A 20,472-nucleotide genomic window follows, 5' to 3' on the forward strand; every position below is an offset into this window, starting at 1 on the left:
CTGCGGACTCGACTCACCCTGCACAACCCAACAATTCCAGCCCAGAACCGATCAACGCGGCGGACTCGCGGACGGATTGTTCAGCAGGCTCCTAGGGCGCATCGCCTGAGGTGGCGGGGCCTCGACAGGCTCAGCACCGAAAGCCTCAGCCGAGGCTCCGACAGGCTCAACCAACGCAGGACCCCGGTACGCCTTCGACAGGCTCAACCAACGTAGGACTCAGACGAGACAGGCTCAGCCAACGAAGTCCGCATCGATCAGCGCGTCAGGACGCGCCGATCGCCGCGCGCCGTGACCGCTTGCTGAGCGCTCGGCGCTGCTGCCAGAGGTCGAATCGACCCGGGTAGCGGGCGACGAGGTTCCCGAGTCGGTTGTCGCCACGGACCATGAGCTGCGGGAAGCCGGGCGTCGCGCGCTCGGCGACCCCGTTCTTGATCGAGCCCATGCCCTTGGTCACCCGGGACGAGTCGACCCCCCAGCCGTCGGGCACGACCAGGACCAGGTTCCCGGCGCGTCCGTTCATCACGATGTCGATGACCAGGGACACCGGCGTCGACTCGGTGAAGTTCAGTTTCACGTTGGCGGCCACCGGGTGCGCCTCGAGGAACGGCGGGACGTCCCAGACGCCCAGGCGCTTCTCGTCCTCCCAGCGCGCCGTGAGGACCAGTGGGTCCTCCCAGCTGAATCCCGGACCTCGGCCCTGCCGCACGGGCGTCCCTGCGACCAACTCGGCGAGCGCGAGCTGAGGCAGAACGTCGGCCAGCACCACGGCCAGCTCGCCGCGAGTCCTCGCGGACTGAGCCCGCGGCGTCCGATCAGACAGTTCGGACGCCGTGAGGCGTCCGTCCGCGGCGGCCTTGGTCAAGGCCGCGATCGCGGCCTGACGTTCGGCGTCCCCGACCCGGACGAAGGGGGTGTCGATGCCAGAGGTCACGGGCCAAGACTAGCCAGCCGCAGGCGTGGAGAGCCCCCAGCGGTAGCAGTCGTAGAGGGCCTCCCAGGACGCCTCGATGACATTGGTGCCGACGCCGACGCACGTCCATGTGCGGGAACCGTCCGTCATGTCGATGAGGACCCGCACGATGGCGTCCGTGCCGTGGCCCTGATCCATGATGCGGACGCGGTAGTCGACGAGGTCGAACGTCTCGGCGGCCGGGTACTTCGCCTTCAGGGCGCCGGTCAGGGCCTGGTCCAGCGCGTTCAGCGGCCCGAAGCCCTCGCCGACCAGCTTGGTGGTCTCGCCGTCGATGCGCACCTTGACGATCGCCTCGGAGTCGCCGTCCTCGCCCTGCTCGTTGCCGGTCCAGACGCGCCAGTGCAGGACCTCGAAGAACTCCTCCGACAGGCCCAGCGCGTCGCGCAGCAACAGCTCGAAGGACGCGTCCGCCGCCTCGTAGCTGTAGCCCTGGGCCTCACGCTCCTTGACCAGATCGGTGATCTCGGCGGCCTGAACGCGGTCGGAGATGTCGTAGCCGAGTTCCTCACCCTTGAGCTGGATGTTCGCGCGGCCAGCCATGTCAGAGACCAGCATGCGCATGTCGTTGCCGACGAAGGTCGGATCGGTGTGCTGGTACAGGTTGGCGTCCACCTTGATCGCGGACGCGTGCAGTCCGGCCTTGTGCGCGAACGCCGAGTGGCCGACGTAGGGCTGGCGAGTGTTGGGCTGGACGTGGGTGATGGCGGCCACCGCGTGCGACGTCGCCGTGACCTTGGCGAGGGCGTCCGGGGCGACGATGTTCCAGCCGTACTTGAGCTGGAGGTTGGCGAGCACCGTGATCAGGTCGGCGTTGCCGGTGCGCTCTCCGTGGCCGTTGATGGTGCCCTGCACGTGCATGGCGCCGGCGTCCACGGCAGCGATGGTGTTCGCGACGGCGCAGCCCGTGTCGTTGTGGCAGTGGATGCCGAGGTCGACGCCGACCTGACCGGCGGCGTCCACGACCTCACCCATCCAGCCGGGGAGCATGCCGCCGTTGGTGTCGCACATTACTACGACCTCGGCGCCGGCGTCCGCGGACGTCTTGACGACCTCCAACGCGTAGGCCGGGTTCGCTCGGTAGCCGTCGAAGAAGTGCTCGGCGTCGATGAAGACGCGGCGGCCCTCGCCGGTCAGGAACTTGACCGTGTCGGAGATCATCGCCAGGTTCTCGTCGAGGGTCGTCCGCAGCGCCCGATAAACGTGGGCATCGTGGCTCTTGGCGACCAGGGTGATGACGGGGGTCTCGGCCTCCAGCAGCGCCCGGGTCAGCGGGTCGGACGAGGCCTGGCCGCCCACCTTGCGGGTCGAGCCGAAGGCGACCAATTGAGAGTTGCGCAGCTTCAGCTCGCCGTCGGCGGCGGCCTTGAAGAAGGCCGTGTCGTTGGGATTGGCTCCCGGCCAGCCGCCCTCAATGAACGTGACGCCGAGGTCATCCAGCGATCGGGCGATGCGCAGCTTGTCGTGGACCGTGAGCCGGAGGCCCTCCTGCTGCGCACCGTCGCGCAGGGTGGTGTCGTAGACGTGGAAGACGTCGGGCGCGACGGGGACCATGGGCATGCGGAAACCTCACCTGCTGGGTTGCTGGGTCCGAGGAGTCTGCACGGTGTCCTGCAATGCGGTCTCAGATCTCGACCGGTGAGACCGCCCCGGTGAGGCTGGCACAGCGCCCACCGGTCGGCTTCTGGCCTGCGGCGTTCGGGGGTGCTAGAAAGGCCGCATGGCTGAAACCAAGTTCAAGGGCAATCCCATCCACACCAACGGCGACCTCCCGGCGGTTGGCGATCAGGCTCCTGCGTTCACGGTGACGGGCGCCAACCTGGCCGACGTCACCCTCGGCGACTTCGCTGGCCAGCGCGTCGTCCTCAACGTCTTCCCGAGCATCGACACGGGCGTGTGCGCGACGTCCGTCCGCAAGTTCAACGAGCTTGCCGCCGGGCTCGACAACACCGCCGTCGTCTGCGTCTCGGCCGATCTGCCCTTCGCGCTCGGCCGCTTCTGCGGCGCCGAGGGCATCGAGAACGTCTCGGTCGCCTCGACCTTCCGTTCGGACTTCGCGACCGACTACGGCGTCAAGCTCACCGACAGCCCCCTGGCCGGCCTCTGCGCCCGCTCGGTCTTCGTCGTGGACGCCGACGGCACGCTCGTCTACAGCGAGCTCGTGCCCGAGACGGGCCAGGAGCCCGACTACGACGCCGCCGTCGCAGCGCTGGGCTGACCCGTCCACCAGAACCGTCCATCGCGGCCCGTCCACCAGGGGCGGGCCGCTTGACTTAAGCTCGGTGTGGGAAGGCTTGACCATGGCTGACGGACAATCGGCGTCGCTGAAAGACGCGACGGCCGCCGTCGTCGACCTCGTTCCAGGCGACGCCCGCTTCGCGGATCTCGCCGAGCGGGCGCTGCACCAGGCAGAGGCGGCCCTCGGGTCGCTGCCGCAGGACGATGAGGTCGTCCGCTACCTGGTCCCGGTGGTCATCCCGGCGGAAACGCTCGCGCACGGGGCTCTGCTGATCCTGCCGTCGCGGTGCGTGGCCGCTTGGCGCCAGCCGGGCAGCGGCCAGGTCCGGACGCGCGCGGTCGAGTTGGACGCCGAGACGTCCGTTGCCCTGTCGGCCGTCACGGTGGACTCGGAGATCTGGGGCCGCTTCGACGTGATGCGTCCCGGGCAGGACGACCTCACCTTCCTCGTGCCCCCCGTCGACGCTGTCGCGCTGCCGGAGCTGCTGCGCCGCGTCCTGGTGCGCGAGCCGGGCGCCCACCTGGTGCCCTTCGCCGGAACGCCTCTCGGCGCTCGCTCGTGGGGCGCGGAGACTCCGCGCCAGACCCCCGACCCGGACCTAACCCAGCCGCTGTCGGCCCTCGACACGCCCGCGCCGCCCGCGTTGGCCGCTGCCCCGCTGCCCCCGCGACGCGTCGGTGACGAGGTCGCGATCGAGGTGCCTCTGTACCGCGACGAGGCCCTCTACCGGGACGACGGCTCCGCGCCGATGCACCCGCTGCCCGCGATCGAGCCGGTAGCCCCACTGCCCGCGCAGCCGCCCCAGGATCGGCCGTTGGACCTCCCGGCCGTCGCGCCGCGGCGCCGCGGCCTGCCGGACGCGCTCAAGGGCTTCCTGACCGGCCTCGTTGCGACCCTGGTCGTGGGCGGGTTCTACGTCCTCGCCAAGTGGCAGGGCTGGCTGGGCTGATCAGCCGATCTGGTAACGGCCGCACATGGGCCCAGGCGTGAGCTTGAGGGCCTCGCAGGTCGACGTGGCCTCGGCCATGCTCGCGAGCCCGACCACGACGATGGCGTACTGACCGGACTTTCCCCCCTTCAACTGCACCAGGTCGGTGTCGACGACGACGGCGGTCAGCTGCGGCGTCGAGCGCGTCGTGGCGTACTCGGACGCCTGTTCGAGCGTGAAGGACGTCTTCGGCATCCACCTGATCAGGGCGATCCAGCTGCCGGACGCCGGCGTCGCCAGTCCGCCGACCGATGTGGACGCCCCCGGCATGGACGACACCGCGACGACCGCGGTGCTCGGCGAGGCCGAGGGCGAGCCACCTGGACGCTGAGCAGCGGACTTGGCTGGCACCAACGATAGGGCGCCGATGACGAGAACGACGCCCGTCGCCACCCCGGCCACGGCGCCTAGGGCGAAGCGACCGTTGCCGGAGCGGCCGCGTTCCTGGCTCATCTGGCCCCTTCCCTCCTGATGGCTGACGGGTCAGCAGACCCGGTGCATCCAGCCGAACGTGTCCTCGGCGCGTCCGAACTGAATATCGGTGATCGCCTCACGGATCTGCATGGTGATCGCGCCGGAGCCCGGCGGCAGCGCGTACTCGCCGGCCTTGCTCTTGAAGGCCCCGATCGGGCTGATCACGGCGGCGGTCCCACAGCAGAACGCCTCGACGAACTCGCCGGAGGTGATGCCGTCCCGCAGCTCGGACGCCCCCAGGGGACGCTCCTCGACCGCCAGGCCGAGCGAGCGGGCCACGGTGATGATCGAATCGCGGGTCACGCCGTGCAGGATGGTGCCGTCCAGGGCGGGGGTCACCAGGGCGCCGCCCTCGGACACGGCGAACACGTTCATGCCGCCGAGTTCTTCGACGTCGTGCTCCCCTGCCGGCTGGATGAAGAGCACCTGCGAGCAGCCCTGCTGGTAGCCCTCGTACTGGGCGATCAAGCTGGAGGCGTAGTTGCCGCCGCACTTGGCGGACCCCGTCCCGCCCTGGCCGGCCCGCGAGTACTCGTCCGTCATCCAGATGTTGATCGGTCGGACGCCCTCGGCGAAGTAGGTGCCCACCGGCGAGGCGATCACGCAGAACAGCGCCCGCTCGGCCGCCCGGACACCCAGGAAGTTCTCGAACGCCATCATGAAGGGGCGCAGGTAGAGGCTCTGCTCGCCGCCCTCGGGATTCGGCACCCATCGGACGTCGGCCTTCACCAGCTCCCGGCAGGCGGTGAGGAAGTCCTCGACGGGCAGTTCCGGCAGCATCAACCGGGCGGCCGAGTGGACGAAGCGCTCGGCGTTCTTCTCGGGACGGAAGAGCCAGACCGAGCCGTCCGCGTGCCGGTAGGCCTTCATCCCCTCGAAGATCTCCTGCGCGTAATGGAACACGGCTGAGGCCGGGTCCATCGAGAAGGGTCCGTAGGGCTTGATCGAGTCGTCCTGCCAGCCCTGGCCCTTGGTCCAGGTCGCCACGGCCATGTGATCGGTGAAATAGGTCCCGAAACCGGGATGGGCGAGGACCTCCGCCACGCGGGCGTCCGAGGCCGGAAGTGGGTTGGGCTGCAGCGGGAACGACAACGACATGCTCGCAGGATAGCCACGCCGAACGGCGTCCGCGTGGCAGACGCACGCCTTCGGCGTCCGACCTGATCACTAGGCTGCGGGCCGTGACTGAACGGAACAAGAAGACGATCGCCGTCATCGGTGGCGACGGTATCGGCCCCGAAGTTGTGGCCGAGGGATTGAAGGTCCTGTCGGCGACGGTCGGGGCGGATTCGCTCGATTTCGTGCACTACGACCTGGGCGCCGAGCGCTGGCTGCGGACGGGCGAGGTGCTGCCGGACTCGGTCGTGGACGAACTGCGCCAGGCGGACGCCATCCTGCTGGGTGCCGTGGGTGCGGCGCCGGGGTCGAAGACGATCCCCAGCGGCCTGCTCGAGCGGGGCCTGCTGCTGCGCCTGCGCTTCCTGCTCGATCACTACGTCAACCTGCGTCCGTCGAAGCTCTACCCGGGCGTCCCCACGCCGCTGGGCGAGAACATCACATCGCGCGGCCCTATCGACTTCGTCGTCGTCCGAGAGGGCACCGAGGGCCTGTACTGCGGCGTGGGCGGCGCCACGCGGGCCGGGACGCCGCATGAGATCGCCACCGAGGTCAGCGTCAACACGGCCTTCGGCGTCGAGCGCGTCGTCCGGGACGCCTACGAGCGGGCCATGAAGCGGCGCAAGAAGCTGACGCTGGTGCACAAGCACAATGTGCTGGTCAACGCGGGCGGGCTCTGGAACCGGCTGTTCCTCGCCGTGGGTGAGGAGTACCCCGAGGTTGAGACCGACTACCTGCACATCGACGCCACCACGATCGCCTTCGTGGCCGACCCGCAGCGCTTCGATGTGATCGTCACCGACAACCTCTTCGGCGACATCATCACCGACCTGGCGGGCGCCGTGACCGGCGGCATCGGGCTCGCGGCGTCCGGCAACATCAACCCCGAAGGCACGGCGCCGTCGATGTTCGAGCCCGTGCACGGCTCGGCCCCCGACATCGCCGGCCAGGGCATCGCGGACCCGACCGCCACGATTTCGTCGGTCGCGTTGATGCTGGACCACCTGGGGATGACCGCCGAGGCGCGTCGGATCGAGGCGGCGGTGGACGCCGACATCGCCGAGCGCGGGGCGTCCAAGCGCTCGACCACGCAGGTCGGCGACGCCATCGCGGCGCGGCTGAGCTGAGGGCTGGGAATCGGTCGCGTCCGGGGATGTCCGGACGCGACCTTCGAGCAGCGGCGCTAGTCGGGACGACGCCAAAAGACCCGGGGCTCGCCGAAGGCGAACGAACGGAACCACCACAGGGCCTCGATGAGGACGGCTCCGGCCGCGCCCATCAGCAGTCCGGTCCGCATGAGTGCCTGGTTGGACGAGTCGAGGAAGAACGACTGCTGCGTCAACGGCCACGTGAAGATGAGCACGTATGCGGCCACGGACGCCGCGATCAGCGCCACCTTCCACCACTCGTACGGTCGCGCGACGACGGCCAGCACCCACGTCGCGGCGACGATCAGGGCCGCCAACGCCGCCGTCGCTTCCTGCGGAGGAACCACACCGGTCTGCGTCGGGGCGCCGTGTCCGCGGACGAGCAGGTACGTGCCGAACGAGGCGGCGGCGATCACGACGCCGGCGGGTAGGCCGAGTCGAAACACCCGCCGGACGAATCCCGGACGCGCCCGCTCATGGTTCGGCGCCAGCGACAACAGGAACGCCGGAATGCCGATGGTGAACCAGCCGGTGATCGTCACATGGATGGGCTTGAACGGGAACGGCGCCTGCCACAGCACCACCAGCAAGGCGAGAACGGCCGAATACACCGTCTTGGTCAGGAACAGGTTCGCGACCCGCTCGATGTTGCCGATCACCCGGCGCCCCTCGGCGACGACGTGCGGCAGGGTGGCGAAGGCGTCGTCCAGCAGGACGATCTTCGCCACGGCCCGCGTGGCAGGCGAGCCCGAGCCCATCGCGACGCCGAGATCGGCGTCCTTGAGGGCCAGCACGTCGTTCACCCCGTCGCCGGTCATGGCGACCGTGTGTCCACGGCGCTGAAGGGCGTTCACCATCGCGCGCTTCTGGTGGGGCGTGACGCGTCCGAACACGCGGGACGCCTCGACGGCCCTGCTCAGGGCGTCCGGGTCCCTGAGCTCCCGGGCGTCGACCGGCAGCCCGCCACCCAGCCCCAACGCGGCGGTGACCGCACCCACCGAGGCGGCGTTGTCACCCGAGATGACCTTGACCTCCACGCGCTGCTCGGCGAAGTAGGCGAGGGTATCGGCGGCGTCCGGTCGGACCTTCTGCTGCAGCACGACGAGCGCGGCCGGCGCAACGGTGCCGGGCGCGTCCGGACCCTCGACCGAGACGTCGCCGCGCCCTAGGAGCAGGACGCGTTGGCCGGTGGTGCCGATCTCCTCGGCTCTGGCCGCGACCTCGCCGCTGGCCAGGACGTCCGGCGCTCCGAGCACCCAGTGCCCGTGCTCGGTGAAGCTGACCCCCGACCATTTCCGGGCCGAGGTGAAGGGGGCGCGAGCCGCGACGTCCCAGAGCTGATCGGACGCCGGCAGCGCCGCGGCGATCGCCTGCGCGGACGCGTTGGGGCGCGCGTCCGCGCGGACGACCTGCCCGAGCGCCGTGCGCACCGAATCCGCGTCGAAGCCCGCCAGCGGGATGATCTCGCCGCATTGCATGCCGTTCTCGGTGAGCGTTCCGGTCTTGTCGGCGCAGACGACATCCACGCGCGCCAGGCCTTCGATGGCCGGCAACTCCTGGACCAGGCACTGTCGTCGACCCAGCCGGACGACCCCGAGCGCGAACGCCACCGAGGTCAACAGCACCAGGCCCTCAGGCACCATCGGGACGAGCGCGCCCGCCATGGCCAGCACGGCCTCGCGCCAGTTGCCGCCCACGATGCTCCACTGCGTCCAGATCGTGGCCACCCCCACCGGCACCAGCACGAACGTGATGACGCGCAGGATCTGGTTGATGCCCTGCTGCAGTTCGGAGCGGACGAGCGTGAACTTGGACGCCTCCGCCGTCAGCTGCGCTGCGTACGCCTCGCGCCCCACCTTGGTGGCGCGGTAGGTTCCGGTGCCCGACACCACGAAGCTGCCCGACATGACGGTGGCCCCGACGGGCTTGGCCTCGGGATCACTCTCGCCCGTCAGCAGCGACTCGTCGACCTCAAGATAGTCGGCCTCGACCACCTCGCCGTCGACGACGATCTGGTCGCCGGGCCCGAGCTCGATCAGGTCGTCGAGGACGATCGCGTCCCGTTGCAGCGGGGCTGTTCCGGACGCCCTCCGCACGGTCGGCTTGGCTTCACTGACGACTGCGAGGCTGTCGAGCGTCCGCTTCGCGCGCAGCTCCTGGATGATGCCGATGCCCGAGTTGGCGATGATCAACAGGCCGAAGGCCGCGTTGATCCACGACCCGGTGGCGAGCACGAACACCAGGAGCACGGACAGGATCGCGTTGATCCGCGTGAAGACATCGGCGCGCACGATGTCGGTGACGCTGCGGCCGCTGCGGTCCGGGAGTTCGTTGGTCTGTCCGGAGGCGACACGCTCGGCGACCTCGGTGTCGGTGAGTCCAGGCAGGGTGGGAAGCACGGCGTCCACTGTGCCACACCAGGCGACGATCTCGGCTGCCTGGGAGGTCTCACCAAGGCCTCCCCGCGACGCCCTCCCAGGTCTGCAGCCACCCACCTTGCTGAGAGTTTCTCAGTATGAGTTTGAGAATCTCTCAGGATCTGCCTACTCTGGATCGGTCGCGCCCGCCGTCCGGCGGGCCACAGACACCGCAACAGACCATGGAAGGACTCGTTCCCACATGAACAAGACCATCAACCGCCTCGCTTCGGTCGCCGCAGCTGCCACCATCGCTGGCACCGGCCTGATCGCCGCGGCCTCCCCCGCATCGGCCGACACGTCCGTCTGGGACCGTGTCGCCGCCTGCGAGTCCGGCGGCAACTGGGCGATCAACACGGGCAACGGCTACTACGGCGGCGTCCAGTTCTCGCGCTCCACCTGGAACGGCTTCGGTGGCCAGGCCTACGCGGCCACCGCCAACCTCGCCACCAAGGCGCAGCAGATCGCGGTCGCCCAGAAGGTCCTGGCCGTCCAGGGCCCGAACGCGTGGCCCGTCTGCTCCAAGAAGGCCGGCCTGACCAAGGCCAACGGCGGAGCGTCGTACTCTGCTCCGGCAGCACCCGTCGCCACGCCGACCCGGGCCGTTGCCGCAGCGAAGCCCGTGACGGTGAAGCCCGCGGCCGTCAAGGCCACCCCCGCCAAGCCGGCCAAGGCCAAGGCGACCGCCAAGGTGGCCCCGGTTGCCGCTGTGACGCCCGCCGCCAACACCCAGGGCGGCTACACGGTCAAGCCGGGCGACACGCTCGCCAAGATCGCGCGCGCGAACGGGATCTCCGACTGGCAGACCCTGTACGCCCTCAACAAGGCTCAGATCGCCAATCCGCATCTGATCTACGTCGGCCAGCACTTCGTGCTCAGCTGACAACCGCTCAGCAACGCCAAGGGGCGTCCCGGTTCACCCGGGACGCCCCTTGTTGCGTTCGTTGACTCAGCGAGCCGCGGTGCCCTCGACGTAGTCGGACGTGTTGGCGTCCTTGCTGACCCAGGCCATCAGCTTGCGAAGCTCGCGTCCGGTCGCCTCAATCGGGTGAGCCTCGCCCTTGGCGCGCAGCGACTTGAACTCCGGCGCGCCGGCGTCCTGATCGGCGATGAAGCGCTTGGCGAACGCGCCCGACTGGATGTCGGTGAGGATGTCCTTCATGCGCTTCTTGGTGTCGGCGTCCACGACGCGGGGGCCGGACACGTAGTCGCCGTACTCGGCCGTGTCCGACACGGACCAGCGCTGCTTGGCGATGCCGCCCTCATACATGAGGTCGACGATCAGCTTCAGCTCGTGCAGGCACTCGAAGTAGGCGACCTCGGGCTGGTAGCCGGCCTCGACGAGCGTCTCGAACCCGGCCTGGACCAGGTGCGACATGCCGCCGCAGAGCACGGCCTGCTCGCCGAACAGGTCGGTCTCGCACTCCTCGGTGAACGTGGTCTTGATGCCGCCGGCGCGCAGGCCGCCGATCGCCTTCGCGTAGCTCTTAGCGAGCGCCCAAGCGTTGCCGGTCGCGTCCTTCTCGACCGCCACGATGACGGGGACGCCGCGGCCCTCGGAGTACTCGCGGCGCACGAGGTGGCCCGGACCCTTGGGGGCGACCATGCAGACGTCGACGCCCTCGGGGGCCTTGATGTAGCCGAACCGGATGTTGAAGCCGTGCGCGAAGAACAGGGCGTCGCCCTTGTTCAGGTGCGGCTCGATCTCGGCGGCGTACAGCCCGCGCTGGTGCTGATCGGGCACCAGGATCATGATGACGTCGGCCTCCTTGGCGGCGTCCGCGACGCTCATCACCTTGAGGCCCTGGGCCTCGGCCTTGGCGCGGCTCTTCGAGCCCTCGGCGAGACCGACGCGCACATCGACGCCCGAGTCACGCAGGCTGAGCGCGTGCGCGTGCCCCTGCGAGCCGTAGCCGATGACGGCGACCTTGCGTCCGGAGATGACGCTGAGGTCAGCGTCGTCGTCGTAGAACATCTCTGCCATGGGTTGAATCCTTGTCTGTTGCGTTGAGTCGGGGAAAGGGTAGCGAGGCCTAGGACGCCTGACGCGCCCGGTCTGCCTTGCGGTCGGTCAGGGAACGGCTGCCGCGGGCCACCGCGACCATGCCGGACTGGACGAGCTCGCGGACGCCGTAGGGGTTGAGCATCTCGAGCAGCGCGTTGAGCTTCTCGGGGCTGCCGGTGGCCTCGACGACCAGTGAGTCGGCGTGCACGTCCACGATGTTGCCCCGGAAGAGCTGGACGATCTCGATGACACCGCTGCGGGCGGCGGCGTCCGCGACCCTGAGCTTCACCAGCACGAGCTCGCGCTGGACGGCCGTCGAGTCGAGTTCGACGATCTTGAGCACCTCGACGAGCTTGTTGAGCTGCTTGGTGATCTGCTCCAACACCTGCTGGCTGTCGACCGCGACCTGGATCGTGATGCGCGACAGTTCGGCGCGCTCGGTCGGGCCCACCGCGAGCGACTCAATGTTGTAGCCGCGCCGCGCGAAAAGCCCCGAGATGCGGGCCAGGACGCCAGGCTTGTTCTCGACGAGAACGCTCAGCGTGTGGTTCTTCATCGTGCTCACAGGACCTCATCCTCCCAGTCGGGAGCCATGTCCCGGGCAATCTTGATGTCGTCATTGCTGGTGCCCGCCGCGACCATCGGCCACACCATGGCGTCCTTGTGGCAGACGAACTCCACCACGACCGGACGGTCGTTGGTCTCCATGGCCTGCTTGATGACCGCGTCGACCTCCTCGGGCGTCTCGGCACGGAGGCCCAGCGCGCCCATGGCCTCGGCGAGCATCGGGAAGTTCGGCACCCGCATCGATTCCAGGTTGGTGTTGCTGTAGCGCTGCCCGTAGAACAGCGTCTGCCACTGACGCACCATGCCGAGCGACTCGTTGTTGATGATCGCGATCTTGATCGGGATGTCGTTCAGCGTGCAGGTGACCAGCTCCTGGTTGGTCATCTGGAAGCAACCGTCGCCGTCGATGCCCCAGACCACCGACTCCGGACGCCCCACCTTCGCGCCCATCGCGGCCGGCACGCAGTAGCCCATCGTGCCCGCGCCACCGGAGTTGAGCCAGCGTCCGGGCTTCTCGAAAGGCAGCAAGTGGGCGGCCCACATCTGGTGCTGGCCCACGCCGGACGCGAAGTACGCGTCCGGACCGGCCAACTGGCCGAGTCGCTTGATCACGTAGCGCGGGCTGAGCTGCCCGTCGTGGGTGGGCTCGACGTCGTCGCGGTACTTGTCCTTGAGGTTGGTCAGATAGCGCACCCAGGCGGAGTAGTCGGGCAGATCGGCACCTCGCAGGACGCCGTTGAGCTCGGCGATCACGTCGCGGACGTCACCCACGATCGGCACGTCGGCGACCCGGTTCTTGCTGATCTCGGCCGGGTCGATGTCGGCGTGGATGACGCGGGCCGTCGGCGCGAACGTGCTGAGCTTGCCGGTCACCCGATCGTCGAACCGGGTGCCCAGCGCGATCAGCAGGTCGGCCTTCTGCAGCGCGCCCACGGCCGACACCGTGCCGTGCATGCCCGGCATGCCCATGTGCAGCTCGTGGCTGTCCGGGAACGCGCCGCGCGCCATCAGGGTGGTGACGAGGGGGATGCCGGTGATCTTCACCAGCTCGGCCAGTTCGTCGAATGCGGACGCCTTCACGACGCCGCCGCCCACGTAGAAGACCGGCCGGGACGACTCCGCGATCAGCTTGGCCGCCTCGCGGATCTGCTTCGTGTGCGGCTTCGTCGTCGGGTGGTAGCCGGGCAGGTCCACCGCGTCCGGCCAGCGGAACGGCGCCTTGGACGTGAGCGCGTCCTTGGCGAGGTCGACCAGGACGGGGCCGGGGCGTCCGGTGGAGGCGATGTGGAAGGCGGCCTTGATGGCGGCCGGGATGTCCTCGGCCCGCGTCACCAGGAAGCTGTGCTTGGTGATCGGGAAGGTGATGCCGCGGATGTCGGCCTCCTGGAAGGCGTCCGTGCCGATGGCGGTCGACGCCACCTGGCCGGTGATCGCGACCATCGGGACGGAGTCCATGTAGGCGTCCGCGATGCCCGTCACCAGGTTGGTGGCGCCGGGGCCGGACGTGGCCATGCAGACGCCGACCTTGCCGGACGTCATCGCGTAGCCCTCTGCCGCGTGCGCGGCGCCCTGCTCGTGACGAACGAGGATGTGGCGCACGAGCTTGCTCTGCCCGAGCGGATCGTAGGCCGGCAGGATTGCGCCGCCTGGGATGCCGAAGACGACCTCGACGCCGACGCGCTCCAGGGACTCGACCAGCGCCTCGGCGCCGGTCAGCAGGGTGGGCGATCCATCATCGGTCATTCTCGTCTCCCTTGTATTCGTTGATCGTGGGCGGGGATCTCTGTCAGGCAATAAAAAACCCCCGCTGCCGCGACGGCAAACGAGGGAGCGTGTCAACCGCGAGGGGCCGACACGCTATCGAACTACGAGAAGAGAATTCCGCACCTGGCCAGCATAGCCATGGCGTCCCGTCTGTCCACACTTTGACCTGCCCCTGCCCACCATGTGGACGGCCTGCGCTCAGACCAGACGGCGGTAGACCTCATCGACGTCGATGTCGTCATCCCGGGTCAGCATCGCCTCGATGCCGGAGGCGTCCTGGAAGCGCGGGATCAGGTGAACGTGCAGGTGGAAGACCGACTGCCCGGACACCTCGCCCACGTTCGTGAGGATGTTCATTCCCTGGGCGCCCAGCCGCTCGGTGAGCAGCCGTCCCACGGCCGTGATGGCCGGTGCCAGGGACGCCAGCACGTCGGCGTCCGCCAGAGCGTCGGAGACGTGCTGGCGCGACACCACCAGCGTGTGGCCGCGCTTGAACGGCGCGATGTCCAGGAAGGCCACGGCGTCGTCACCGGCGTAGACCTGCCGAGAGGGGATGTCACCCGCCACGATGCGGCAAAACAGGCAGTCGGACATGGACTCATCTTTGCAGGTTGAGACCACCCACGAGATGGTGGTGGATTCGCGACTGTTGTCGGGGGCGAATCCACCTTTATCCCAGCCGGACGGGGAAACCGGCTTGGGACAGCGCCTGCTTGACTCCCGCGATCCGCAGGGTTCCGTAGTGAAAGACGGACGCCGCCAAGACGGCGTCGGCGCCGGCGCGGGCGGCGTCCACGAAGTGCTCGACCGTGCCCGCCCCGCCGGACGCGATGAGCGGGACGTCCACCACGGCCCGGACCGCCTCGATCATCTCCAAGTCGAAGCCGGAGGTGGTCCCGTCGGCGTCCATGGAGTTGAGCAGGATCTCCCCCGCCCCACGATCGACGGCCTCTTTGGCCCACTCGATGGCGTCCAGGCCCGCGGACGTGCGACCGCCGTGGGTGGTGACGCCGAAGCCGGACGGCTGCCCGGCCTCGCGCCGGGCGTCCAGGCTCAGCACGACCACCTGGTTGCCGAACCGCGCGGCGATCTCGTCGATGGCTTCCGGACGCGTGATCGCGCCCGTGTTGATGCCGATCTTGTCGGCGCCGGTGCGCAGCAGCCGATCGACGTCATCGACCCCCCGGACGCCCCCGCCGACGCAGAGGGGAATGAAGACCGTCTCGGCCGTCCGGCGCACCATCTCGTAGGTGGTGGCGCGGCCGTCGGAGGAGGCCGAGATGTCCAGGAAGGTGAGCTCGTCGGCCCCCTCGAGGCCGTATGTGGTGGCCAGTTCCACGGGATCGCCCGCATCGCGCAAGGACCGGAAGTTGATCCCCTTGACCACGCGCCCGTCGTGAACGTCGAGGCACGGAATCACCCGGATGGCGAGGCTCATGAGGTTAGGTTAGCGAGCCTCACTCAGCCTCCCGCGCCCGTCCACTACGCTCGCCGCAACGTGGGACCAGGGGGATGGATGACGCCACGGCTCTCATACCGGACGGCCAGCGCGGCCGGGTTGGCAATTCTGGCCCTGACGGGCTGCACGGCCGGGGCTGCGGTTCCGGCCGGGCCCACTCCGCCGCAGCCAGCGTCCAGTCCTAGTCCGGCTGCGAAGACGCCGGCCAAGGCCTCGACCAAGCCCTCCGCAGCCAAGCCGTCGGCGACCACGTCCGCCACCCCGACAACCCCGGCCGCGCCGCCCGCACCACCGCCCGCCTCGCGGCCTCCGATCACCGGCGCCGATCCGGTGACGATGGCGTTCGCCGGCGACGTCCACTTCGAGAAAGACAAGCTGCGCGCCGTGGCGGCAGACCCGAACGGGCTGTCGTCCCTCAAGCCTTACCTGTCCCGCGCGGACATCACGGTCGTGAACCTCGAGACGGCCGTAACGACCCGCGGCACCCCTATTGCGGGCAAGCAGTTCACCTTCAGGGCGCCCGAGTCTGCGCTGACAACGCTGGCCAACGCCGGAGTCGATGTCGCGGGCATGGCCAACAACCACGGCGCCGACTTCGGACCCGTCGGGCTGGTCGACACCATGAAGGCTCTGCCTGGCGCTCCCCTCAAGGTCATCGGCATCGGCCAGAACCTCGACCAGGCGCTGTCTCCCGCCACCTTCACCGTCGACGGGGTGAGCATCGCCGTCTTCAACGCCAGCGCGCTGAAGGAGGAGACGACCAACCTCTTTACCGCGTCCGCGACCAAGCCGGGTGTCGCGGCGCTGGTCAAGCCGTACAAGTCCACCTCGGCCAAGCGGTTCCTCGCCGCGGTCAAGGACGCCTCCGCCCGCTACGACGTCGTCGTTGCCTTCCTCCATTACGGGGAGGAAGGGCAAACGTGCCCCACTCCGAAGCAGGTCGAGGTCGTGAACCTGCTCGCGGACGCGGGCGCCGACGCGGTCATCGGGGGCCACAGCCACCGCGTCCAGGCCGGGGGCTGGACCAAGGACACGTACGTGAACTACGGCCTCGGCAGCTTCACCTGGTGGCTGGTGCCAAGCCAGCCGGCGACCGGCGTGCTGACCATCTCGATCGACAAGCAGCGGGTCGCAGCCAAGCGCGCGGCCGGCGCGGCGGCGTCCGCGTCGGTCATCACCAAGGAGGACTGGCAGCCGATGCTGATCGGCGCCAGCGGCCTGCCCTCCGTGCCGGACGCCGCGGGCGTCGCCCGGCTGAACGCCGCTCGCCAGGGCCTGCTGGGCTGTTCGAAGCTCAGTCCGGCGCCGTAGCCGGGACGAGCTTCGGGGCGACGGCGGCCTGCATCCGCGGCGCCAAGATCGTCACCGCGACGACGGTGACCAGGGCGCCGAGCAGCATCGCGGTGGGCTCGCTGTCGTTGAAGATCCCCAACTGGGTCCCCAAAGCGGCGGCCCCCACGGGCACTCCCAACTGGGCCGCAGTCGTCAACGCCAACGGCACCGGCTGGCCGGTGAGGGCCAGCAGGCCGTGGACCAGCAGCGCCCCGAACCCGAGGGCGAGCCCGAGCGCGATCCCCTGTGGATGCCCGGCCAACGCCCGAAGGTCAAGCGACGAGCCGAGCCACACGAAGAAGATCGGCGCGAAGAAGCCCTCGCTCAGGGCCAGCATCTGGTTGGCCATGCGTTTGGGCTCCCCCACGGCGGCAACGACGATGCCCATGGCGAAGCCGGACAGCATCACGGAGACGTGCAGGGCGCCCGCGATCGCGGTGAGGGCGAAGAGCATCACGAGCACCACCCGCAACTCGATCGTGAGCTTCCGCTTCTCGGAGATGTCGTGGACGGTCCTGCGGCGTCCGGTCTTCTCCGCCCAGTTCAAGAAGAGGTAGAACGCGCCGGCGGTGAGTCCCACGGCCACGGTGCCGAGGGCGGCACGGCCCGCATTCGCCGGGTCGATCGCGAGCGGCAGCAGCACGATGCAGGCGGTGTCCGCGATGGCGATCTGGGTGAGGAACTCCAGGCCCACGGTCGAGGTGACCTTAACGCCGCCCAGCACGGGCAGGACCAGTCCTGCCGACGACGAGGCGAGCAGCACCGCGTAGAGCCAGCCATGATCGTCGCCGAACAGGGCCGCGATGCCCAGGCCCACCGGCACCGCCAGGACGCCCACGGCCGCGGCGCGCAGGGCACCGCGGCCGATGCCCCGCCGGATGGCCGGATCGAGCACCGGCACGTGCGTGCCGGCGACGAACATCACCAGGGCGAACCCGATCGCTCCCATGAAGGCCAGCGTCTCGTTGGACGAGTCGAGCACCTCGAGGCCCGTCCGTCCGAGCACGATGCCGACGGCCAGCTCGCCGATGACCACGGGGATCCGGAATCGGGGCAGGGAGAGCAACGGACCGAGCAGCGCGACCGCGCAGATCAGTGCCAGGACGGCAAAACTCACTTCGTGGACCTTCTTCGTCGAATGCCCGGACGGGATCGGGTGAGCCTACTCCTGACCGGGCCACAACCCGCTCACCTGCGCCGGCCGAGTGTCGACGCCGCCCCGTAGCGTGGGGCGAGGGTCTCAGTCGTCTTCGTCGTACGCGGCGGCCACGACGCCGCGCCGCATCCGGACGATCGCCTCGCGAGACGTCTCGCGCAGCGGGCCGGGGCCCGCTGCGTCCGCGAGTTGGCCGGCCAGGTCGATGACCTGACGGGTCCAGCGGACGAAGTCGCCGGCGGTCAGGTCCGAGCTGTAGAGGACGTCGGCGAGCGGCTCCCCGGACGCCCAGGCGAACACCGCCTCGGCGAAGCCGATGTCGGGGTCGCGGCCCTTGTCGAGCTTGTGATCGCGCTCCAGCAGTCCGACCTCGCGCCACACCGTCCGCAGCGCCGACTGCGCGATCTCGGTGGACCGGTTCGGCATCCGCGCCGGACGCCGCTGATCGCCGCCGCGCGATTCGTAGATCAGAGTGGACGCCACGGCCGCCAGTTCCGGCGCGGTCAGCTCGTCGAACAGGCCCGCGCGGATGCACTCGGCCGCGACGAGATCGAGTTCGCAGTAGATGCGGGCGAGGAGGCGTCCGGCCGGGGTCACGGCGCGGCCACCCTCCTCGAGGTAGCCCAGCGCCTCGAGCACTGTGCAGATGCGGTCGAAGCGGGTCGCGATCGTGTTGGTGCGCTTCTCGGACGCCGCGCGGAGCGTCGCGCTGTCGCGCTCGAGGCGCAGGGCCTGTTCGGCCCAGCGGGCATGCTCCTCGCGGTCGGGGCAGCCGTGGCACGGATGGCTCTTGAGCTCGTGGCGCAGGTCGGCGATCCGAGCGGCCGTGTCGGCGTCCACCTCACCGCGTCCGGACGCCGTCGGCGTCAGGTCGACCTCGCGCAGCTTGCTGGAGAACGCCGCGAACAGGTTGCGCCGGTCGGCGGCCTGGCGCGGGTCGAAGTGCTTGGGCACCCGTAGGCGTCCGGCGACGACCGGCGGAGCGGGGATGTCGGTGATGGTCAACTTCTTGAGCTGACGCTCCGTGGTCATGACCAGCGGCTTCGGGCCCTCGCGGGTGTTGCCGAGCCCCGGATCGACCACGAGCACCCAGCCCGCGTAGCGCCCGGACGGCACATTGATGATGTCGCCCGGACGCAACTCCAGCAGGGCCGAGAGCGTCTCCGCCCGGCGGTCGTCCTTGCGCGCCCGGGCCGACGCTGCCTCGAGGCGTCCGATCTCGGCTCGTAGCTCGGCGTACTCGGCGAAGTCACCGCGGTCGCAGACGGCCTTCGCCCAGGACTCGGCCGCCCGCTCGGTGTTGCGGGCGACCGCCCGAGCCAGGCCCACGACGGAGGCGTCCGACTGGAACTGGGCGAAGGACTGCTCCAGCAGCGTGCGGGCGCGCTCGCGTCCGACACTGCCCACGAGATTGACGGCCATGTTGTACGTCGGCGAGAACGACGATCGCAGGGGGTACGTTCGTCGGGACGCCAGGCCGGCCACCATGCGCGGATCGAAGTTGCGCTGCCACAGCACGACGGCATGCCCCTCGACGTCGATGCCGCGGCGGCCGGCGCGTCCGGTGAGCTGGGTGTACTCCCCCGGCGTGATGTCGACGTGCGCGTCACCGTTGAACTTGACCAGCTTTTCCAGCACGACCGTGCGGGCGGGCATGTTGATGCCCAGTGCGAGCGTCTCGGTCGCGAAGACCACCTTCACGAGGCCGCGGACGAACGCCTCCTCGACGGCCTCCTTGAAGGCGGGCAGCAGCCCGGCGTGGTGCGCCGCGACGCCTCGGCGCAGCGCCTCGGCGAAGCTGCGATAGCCGAGCGCCTCCAGGTCGTCGTCGCTGAGGGACGCCACGTGTCGCGCCGCGATGTCGTCGAGCGCGTCGCGCTCGGCGGGGGTGGTGAGCCGAAGCCCCGAGTTCATCAGCTGTCCCACGGCGGCGTCGCAGCCGGCGCGGGAGAAGATGAAGTAGATCGCGGGCAGCAGCCCCTCGGCGGCGAGTTTCTCGATGGCCCCGTCGCGCCGCGGGACCAGAGTTGGGCGGTCGTTGCCGCGCTTGGCCTGGTTGGCGTCGATGCGGTCGCGCTGACGGCGTCCGCGACCCCGACGGGAGTCGTCGCGGACGTACTTCGACTCCTCCTTGGCCAGCCGGGTCAGCTCGGGGTTGACCTCACGTCCGGAGTCCTCGAACAGGTCGTAGATGCGGCGTCCGACCATGACGTGTTGGAACAGCGGCACCGGACGCCGCTCGCTCAGCACGATCGCCACCGCGCCGCGGACCTCGGCCAGCCAGGCACCAAACTCCTCCGCGTTCGACACGGTGGCGGACAGGGCGATGAGCTGGACGCTCTCGGCGAGCCCGATGATCACCTCTTCCCAGACCGCGCCGCGGAAGCGGTCGGCGAGGTAGTGGACCTCGTCCATCACCACGAAGCCCAGGCCGTCGAGCGTGCGGGACCGGGCGTAGATCATGTTCCGCAGGACCTCGGTCGTCATGACGACCACGGGCGCCTCGCCGTTGAGCGAGGTGTCGCCGGTGAGGAGTCCGACGTTGGCCTCGCCGTAGCGCTCGACCAGGTCGTGGTACTTCTGGTTCGACAGCGCCTTGATCGGGGTCGTGTAGAAGCACTTGCGTCCGCGCTGCAGGGCCAGGAAGACGGCGAACTCCCCCGCGACGGTCTTTCCGGCGCCCGTCGGCGCCGCCACCAGGACGCCGGAGCCGGCCTCGATGTGCGCGCAGGCCTCGACCTGATAGTCGTCCAAGGCGAAGTCGTAGCCCGCGGCGAAGGCGGCGAAGCTGGGTCCCAAAGCGGGGGCGGCACTCACTTGCCACACCCTAGGGG

Annotated in this window: 17 protein-coding genes; 5 read left to right on the top strand and 12 right to left on the bottom strand. The window is 69.5% G+C overall.

Annotated features, from left to right (window positions below; translation table 11 throughout):
• Positions 1-265 precede the first annotated feature (265 nt).
• Entirely contained in the window at positions 266-934 is a 669-nt protein-coding gene (locus FN821_RS09585; RefSeq protein WP_131172474.1) for a DUF1707 SHOCT-like domain-containing protein, read from the bottom strand.
• 9 nt (positions 935-943) lie between these two features.
• The gene (gene cimA / locus FN821_RS09590; RefSeq protein WP_131172473.1) at positions 944-2,533 is read right to left on the bottom strand and encodes a citramalate synthase; all 1,590 of its coding nucleotides are present in this window, start codon (positions 2,531-2,533) and stop codon (positions 944-946) included.
• A gap of 160 nt (positions 2,534-2,693) precedes the next feature.
• Between cimA and tpx the strand changes: the two genes are divergently transcribed.
• Positions 2,694-3,191 carry a thiol peroxidase gene (gene tpx, locus FN821_RS09595; RefSeq protein WP_131172472.1) on the top strand — a complete coding sequence of 166 codons (498 nt, stop codon included), beginning with the start codon at positions 2,694-2,696 and terminating at the stop codon, positions 3,189-3,191.
• An 82-nt stretch (positions 3,192-3,273) separates the two neighbouring features.
• Positions 3,274-4,161 carry a hypothetical protein gene (locus tag FN821_RS09600; RefSeq protein WP_131172471.1) on the top strand — a complete coding sequence of 296 codons (888 nt, stop codon included), beginning with the start codon at positions 3,274-3,276 and terminating at the stop codon, positions 4,159-4,161.
• Here the strand turns inward: FN821_RS09600 and FN821_RS09605 are convergent, their stop codons facing one another.
• Both FN821_RS09605 and FN821_RS09610 read right to left on the bottom strand, forming a co-directional pair.
• The gene (locus FN821_RS09605) at positions 4,162-4,653 is read right to left on the bottom strand and encodes a hypothetical protein (RefSeq protein ID WP_131172470.1); all 492 of its coding nucleotides are present in this window, start codon (positions 4,651-4,653) and stop codon (positions 4,162-4,164) included.
• A 30-nt stretch (positions 4,654-4,683) separates the two neighbouring features.
• Positions 4,684-5,772 carry a branched-chain amino acid aminotransferase gene (locus tag FN821_RS09610; RefSeq protein ID WP_131172469.1) on the bottom strand — a complete coding sequence of 363 codons (1,089 nt, stop codon included), beginning with the start codon at positions 5,770-5,772 and terminating at the stop codon, positions 4,684-4,686.
• Positions 5,773-5,855: 83 nt separating this feature from the next.
• Here FN821_RS09610 and FN821_RS09615 point away from each other — a divergent pair, with 83 nt between their 5' ends.
• The gene (locus FN821_RS09615; protein ID WP_180319762.1) at positions 5,856-6,917 is read left to right on the top strand and encodes a 3-isopropylmalate dehydrogenase; all 1,062 of its coding nucleotides are present in this window, start codon (positions 5,856-5,858) and stop codon (positions 6,915-6,917) included.
• Between the two features lie 56 nt (positions 6,918-6,973).
• On the opposite strand, the gene FN821_RS09620 is transcribed toward FN821_RS09615, so the two are convergent.
• Positions 6,974-9,337: an HAD-IC family P-type ATPase gene (locus FN821_RS09620; RefSeq protein ID WP_131172468.1), complete on the bottom strand. Its 2,364-nt coding sequence runs from the start codon at positions 9,335-9,337 to the stop codon at positions 6,974-6,976.
• Positions 9,338-9,557: 220 nt separating this feature from the next.
• Here FN821_RS09620 and FN821_RS14895 point away from each other — a divergent pair, with 220 nt between their 5' ends.
• Positions 9,558-10,238 (top strand): LysM peptidoglycan-binding domain-containing protein, encoded by a 681-nt coding sequence (locus tag FN821_RS14895; RefSeq protein WP_131172467.1) that lies wholly within the window; start codon positions 9,558-9,560, stop codon positions 10,236-10,238.
• A gap of 66 nt (positions 10,239-10,304) precedes the next feature.
• On the opposite strand, the gene ilvC is transcribed toward FN821_RS14895, so the two are convergent.
• The 5 genes from ilvC to hisF all read right to left on the bottom strand — a co-directional run bounded on the left by ilvC (position 10,305) and on the right by hisF (position 15,129).
• Positions 10,305-11,339, bottom strand: coding sequence for a ketol-acid reductoisomerase (gene ilvC, locus FN821_RS09630; RefSeq protein WP_131172466.1), 1,035 nt, complete (start codon positions 11,337-11,339; stop codon positions 10,305-10,307).
• Between the two features lie 49 nt (positions 11,340-11,388).
• Positions 11,389-11,916 (bottom strand): acetolactate synthase small subunit, encoded by a 528-nt coding sequence (ilvN, locus tag FN821_RS09635; protein WP_131172483.1) that lies wholly within the window; start codon positions 11,914-11,916, stop codon positions 11,389-11,391.
• Positions 11,917-11,921: 5 nt separating this feature from the next.
• Entirely contained in the window at positions 11,922-13,670 is a 1,749-nt protein-coding gene (locus FN821_RS09640) for an acetolactate synthase large subunit (protein WP_131172465.1), read from the bottom strand.
• Between the two features lie 219 nt (positions 13,671-13,889).
• The gene (locus FN821_RS09645; protein WP_131172464.1) at positions 13,890-14,285 is read right to left on the bottom strand and encodes an HIT family protein; all 396 of its coding nucleotides are present in this window, start codon (positions 14,283-14,285) and stop codon (positions 13,890-13,892) included.
• 76 nt (positions 14,286-14,361) lie between these two features.
• Positions 14,362-15,129 carry an imidazole glycerol phosphate synthase subunit HisF gene (hisF, locus tag FN821_RS09650; RefSeq protein WP_131172463.1) on the bottom strand — a complete coding sequence of 256 codons (768 nt, stop codon included), beginning with the start codon at positions 15,127-15,129 and terminating at the stop codon, positions 14,362-14,364.
• A gap of 78 nt (positions 15,130-15,207) precedes the next feature.
• Here hisF and FN821_RS09655 point away from each other — a divergent pair, with 78 nt between their 5' ends.
• On the top strand, positions 15,208-16,461 hold the full coding sequence (locus FN821_RS09655; RefSeq protein ID WP_131172462.1) for a CapA family protein: 1,254 nt from the start codon (positions 15,208-15,210) through the stop codon (positions 16,459-16,461).
• Here FN821_RS09655 and FN821_RS09660 read toward each other — a convergent pair.
• Both FN821_RS09660 and FN821_RS09665 read right to left on the bottom strand, forming a co-directional pair.
• Positions 16,445-17,599 carry a cation:proton antiporter gene (locus tag FN821_RS09660; RefSeq protein WP_131172461.1) on the bottom strand — a complete coding sequence of 385 codons (1,155 nt, stop codon included), beginning with the start codon at positions 17,597-17,599 and terminating at the stop codon, positions 16,445-16,447. The two genes, FN821_RS09655 and FN821_RS09660, sit on opposite strands and share 17 nt — an antisense overlap.
• Positions 17,600-17,722: 123 nt before the next feature.
• Positions 17,723-20,455, bottom strand: coding sequence for a DEAD/DEAH box helicase (locus FN821_RS09665; protein ID WP_241660200.1), 2,733 nt, complete (start codon positions 20,453-20,455; stop codon positions 17,723-17,725).
• Between the last annotated feature and the right edge of the window lie 17 nt (positions 20,456-20,472).

The organism is Propioniciclava tarda (genome assembly GCF_900182665.1).
Classification (GTDB): Bacteria; Actinomycetota; Actinomycetes; order Propionibacteriales; family Propionibacteriaceae; genus Propioniciclava; species Propioniciclava tarda.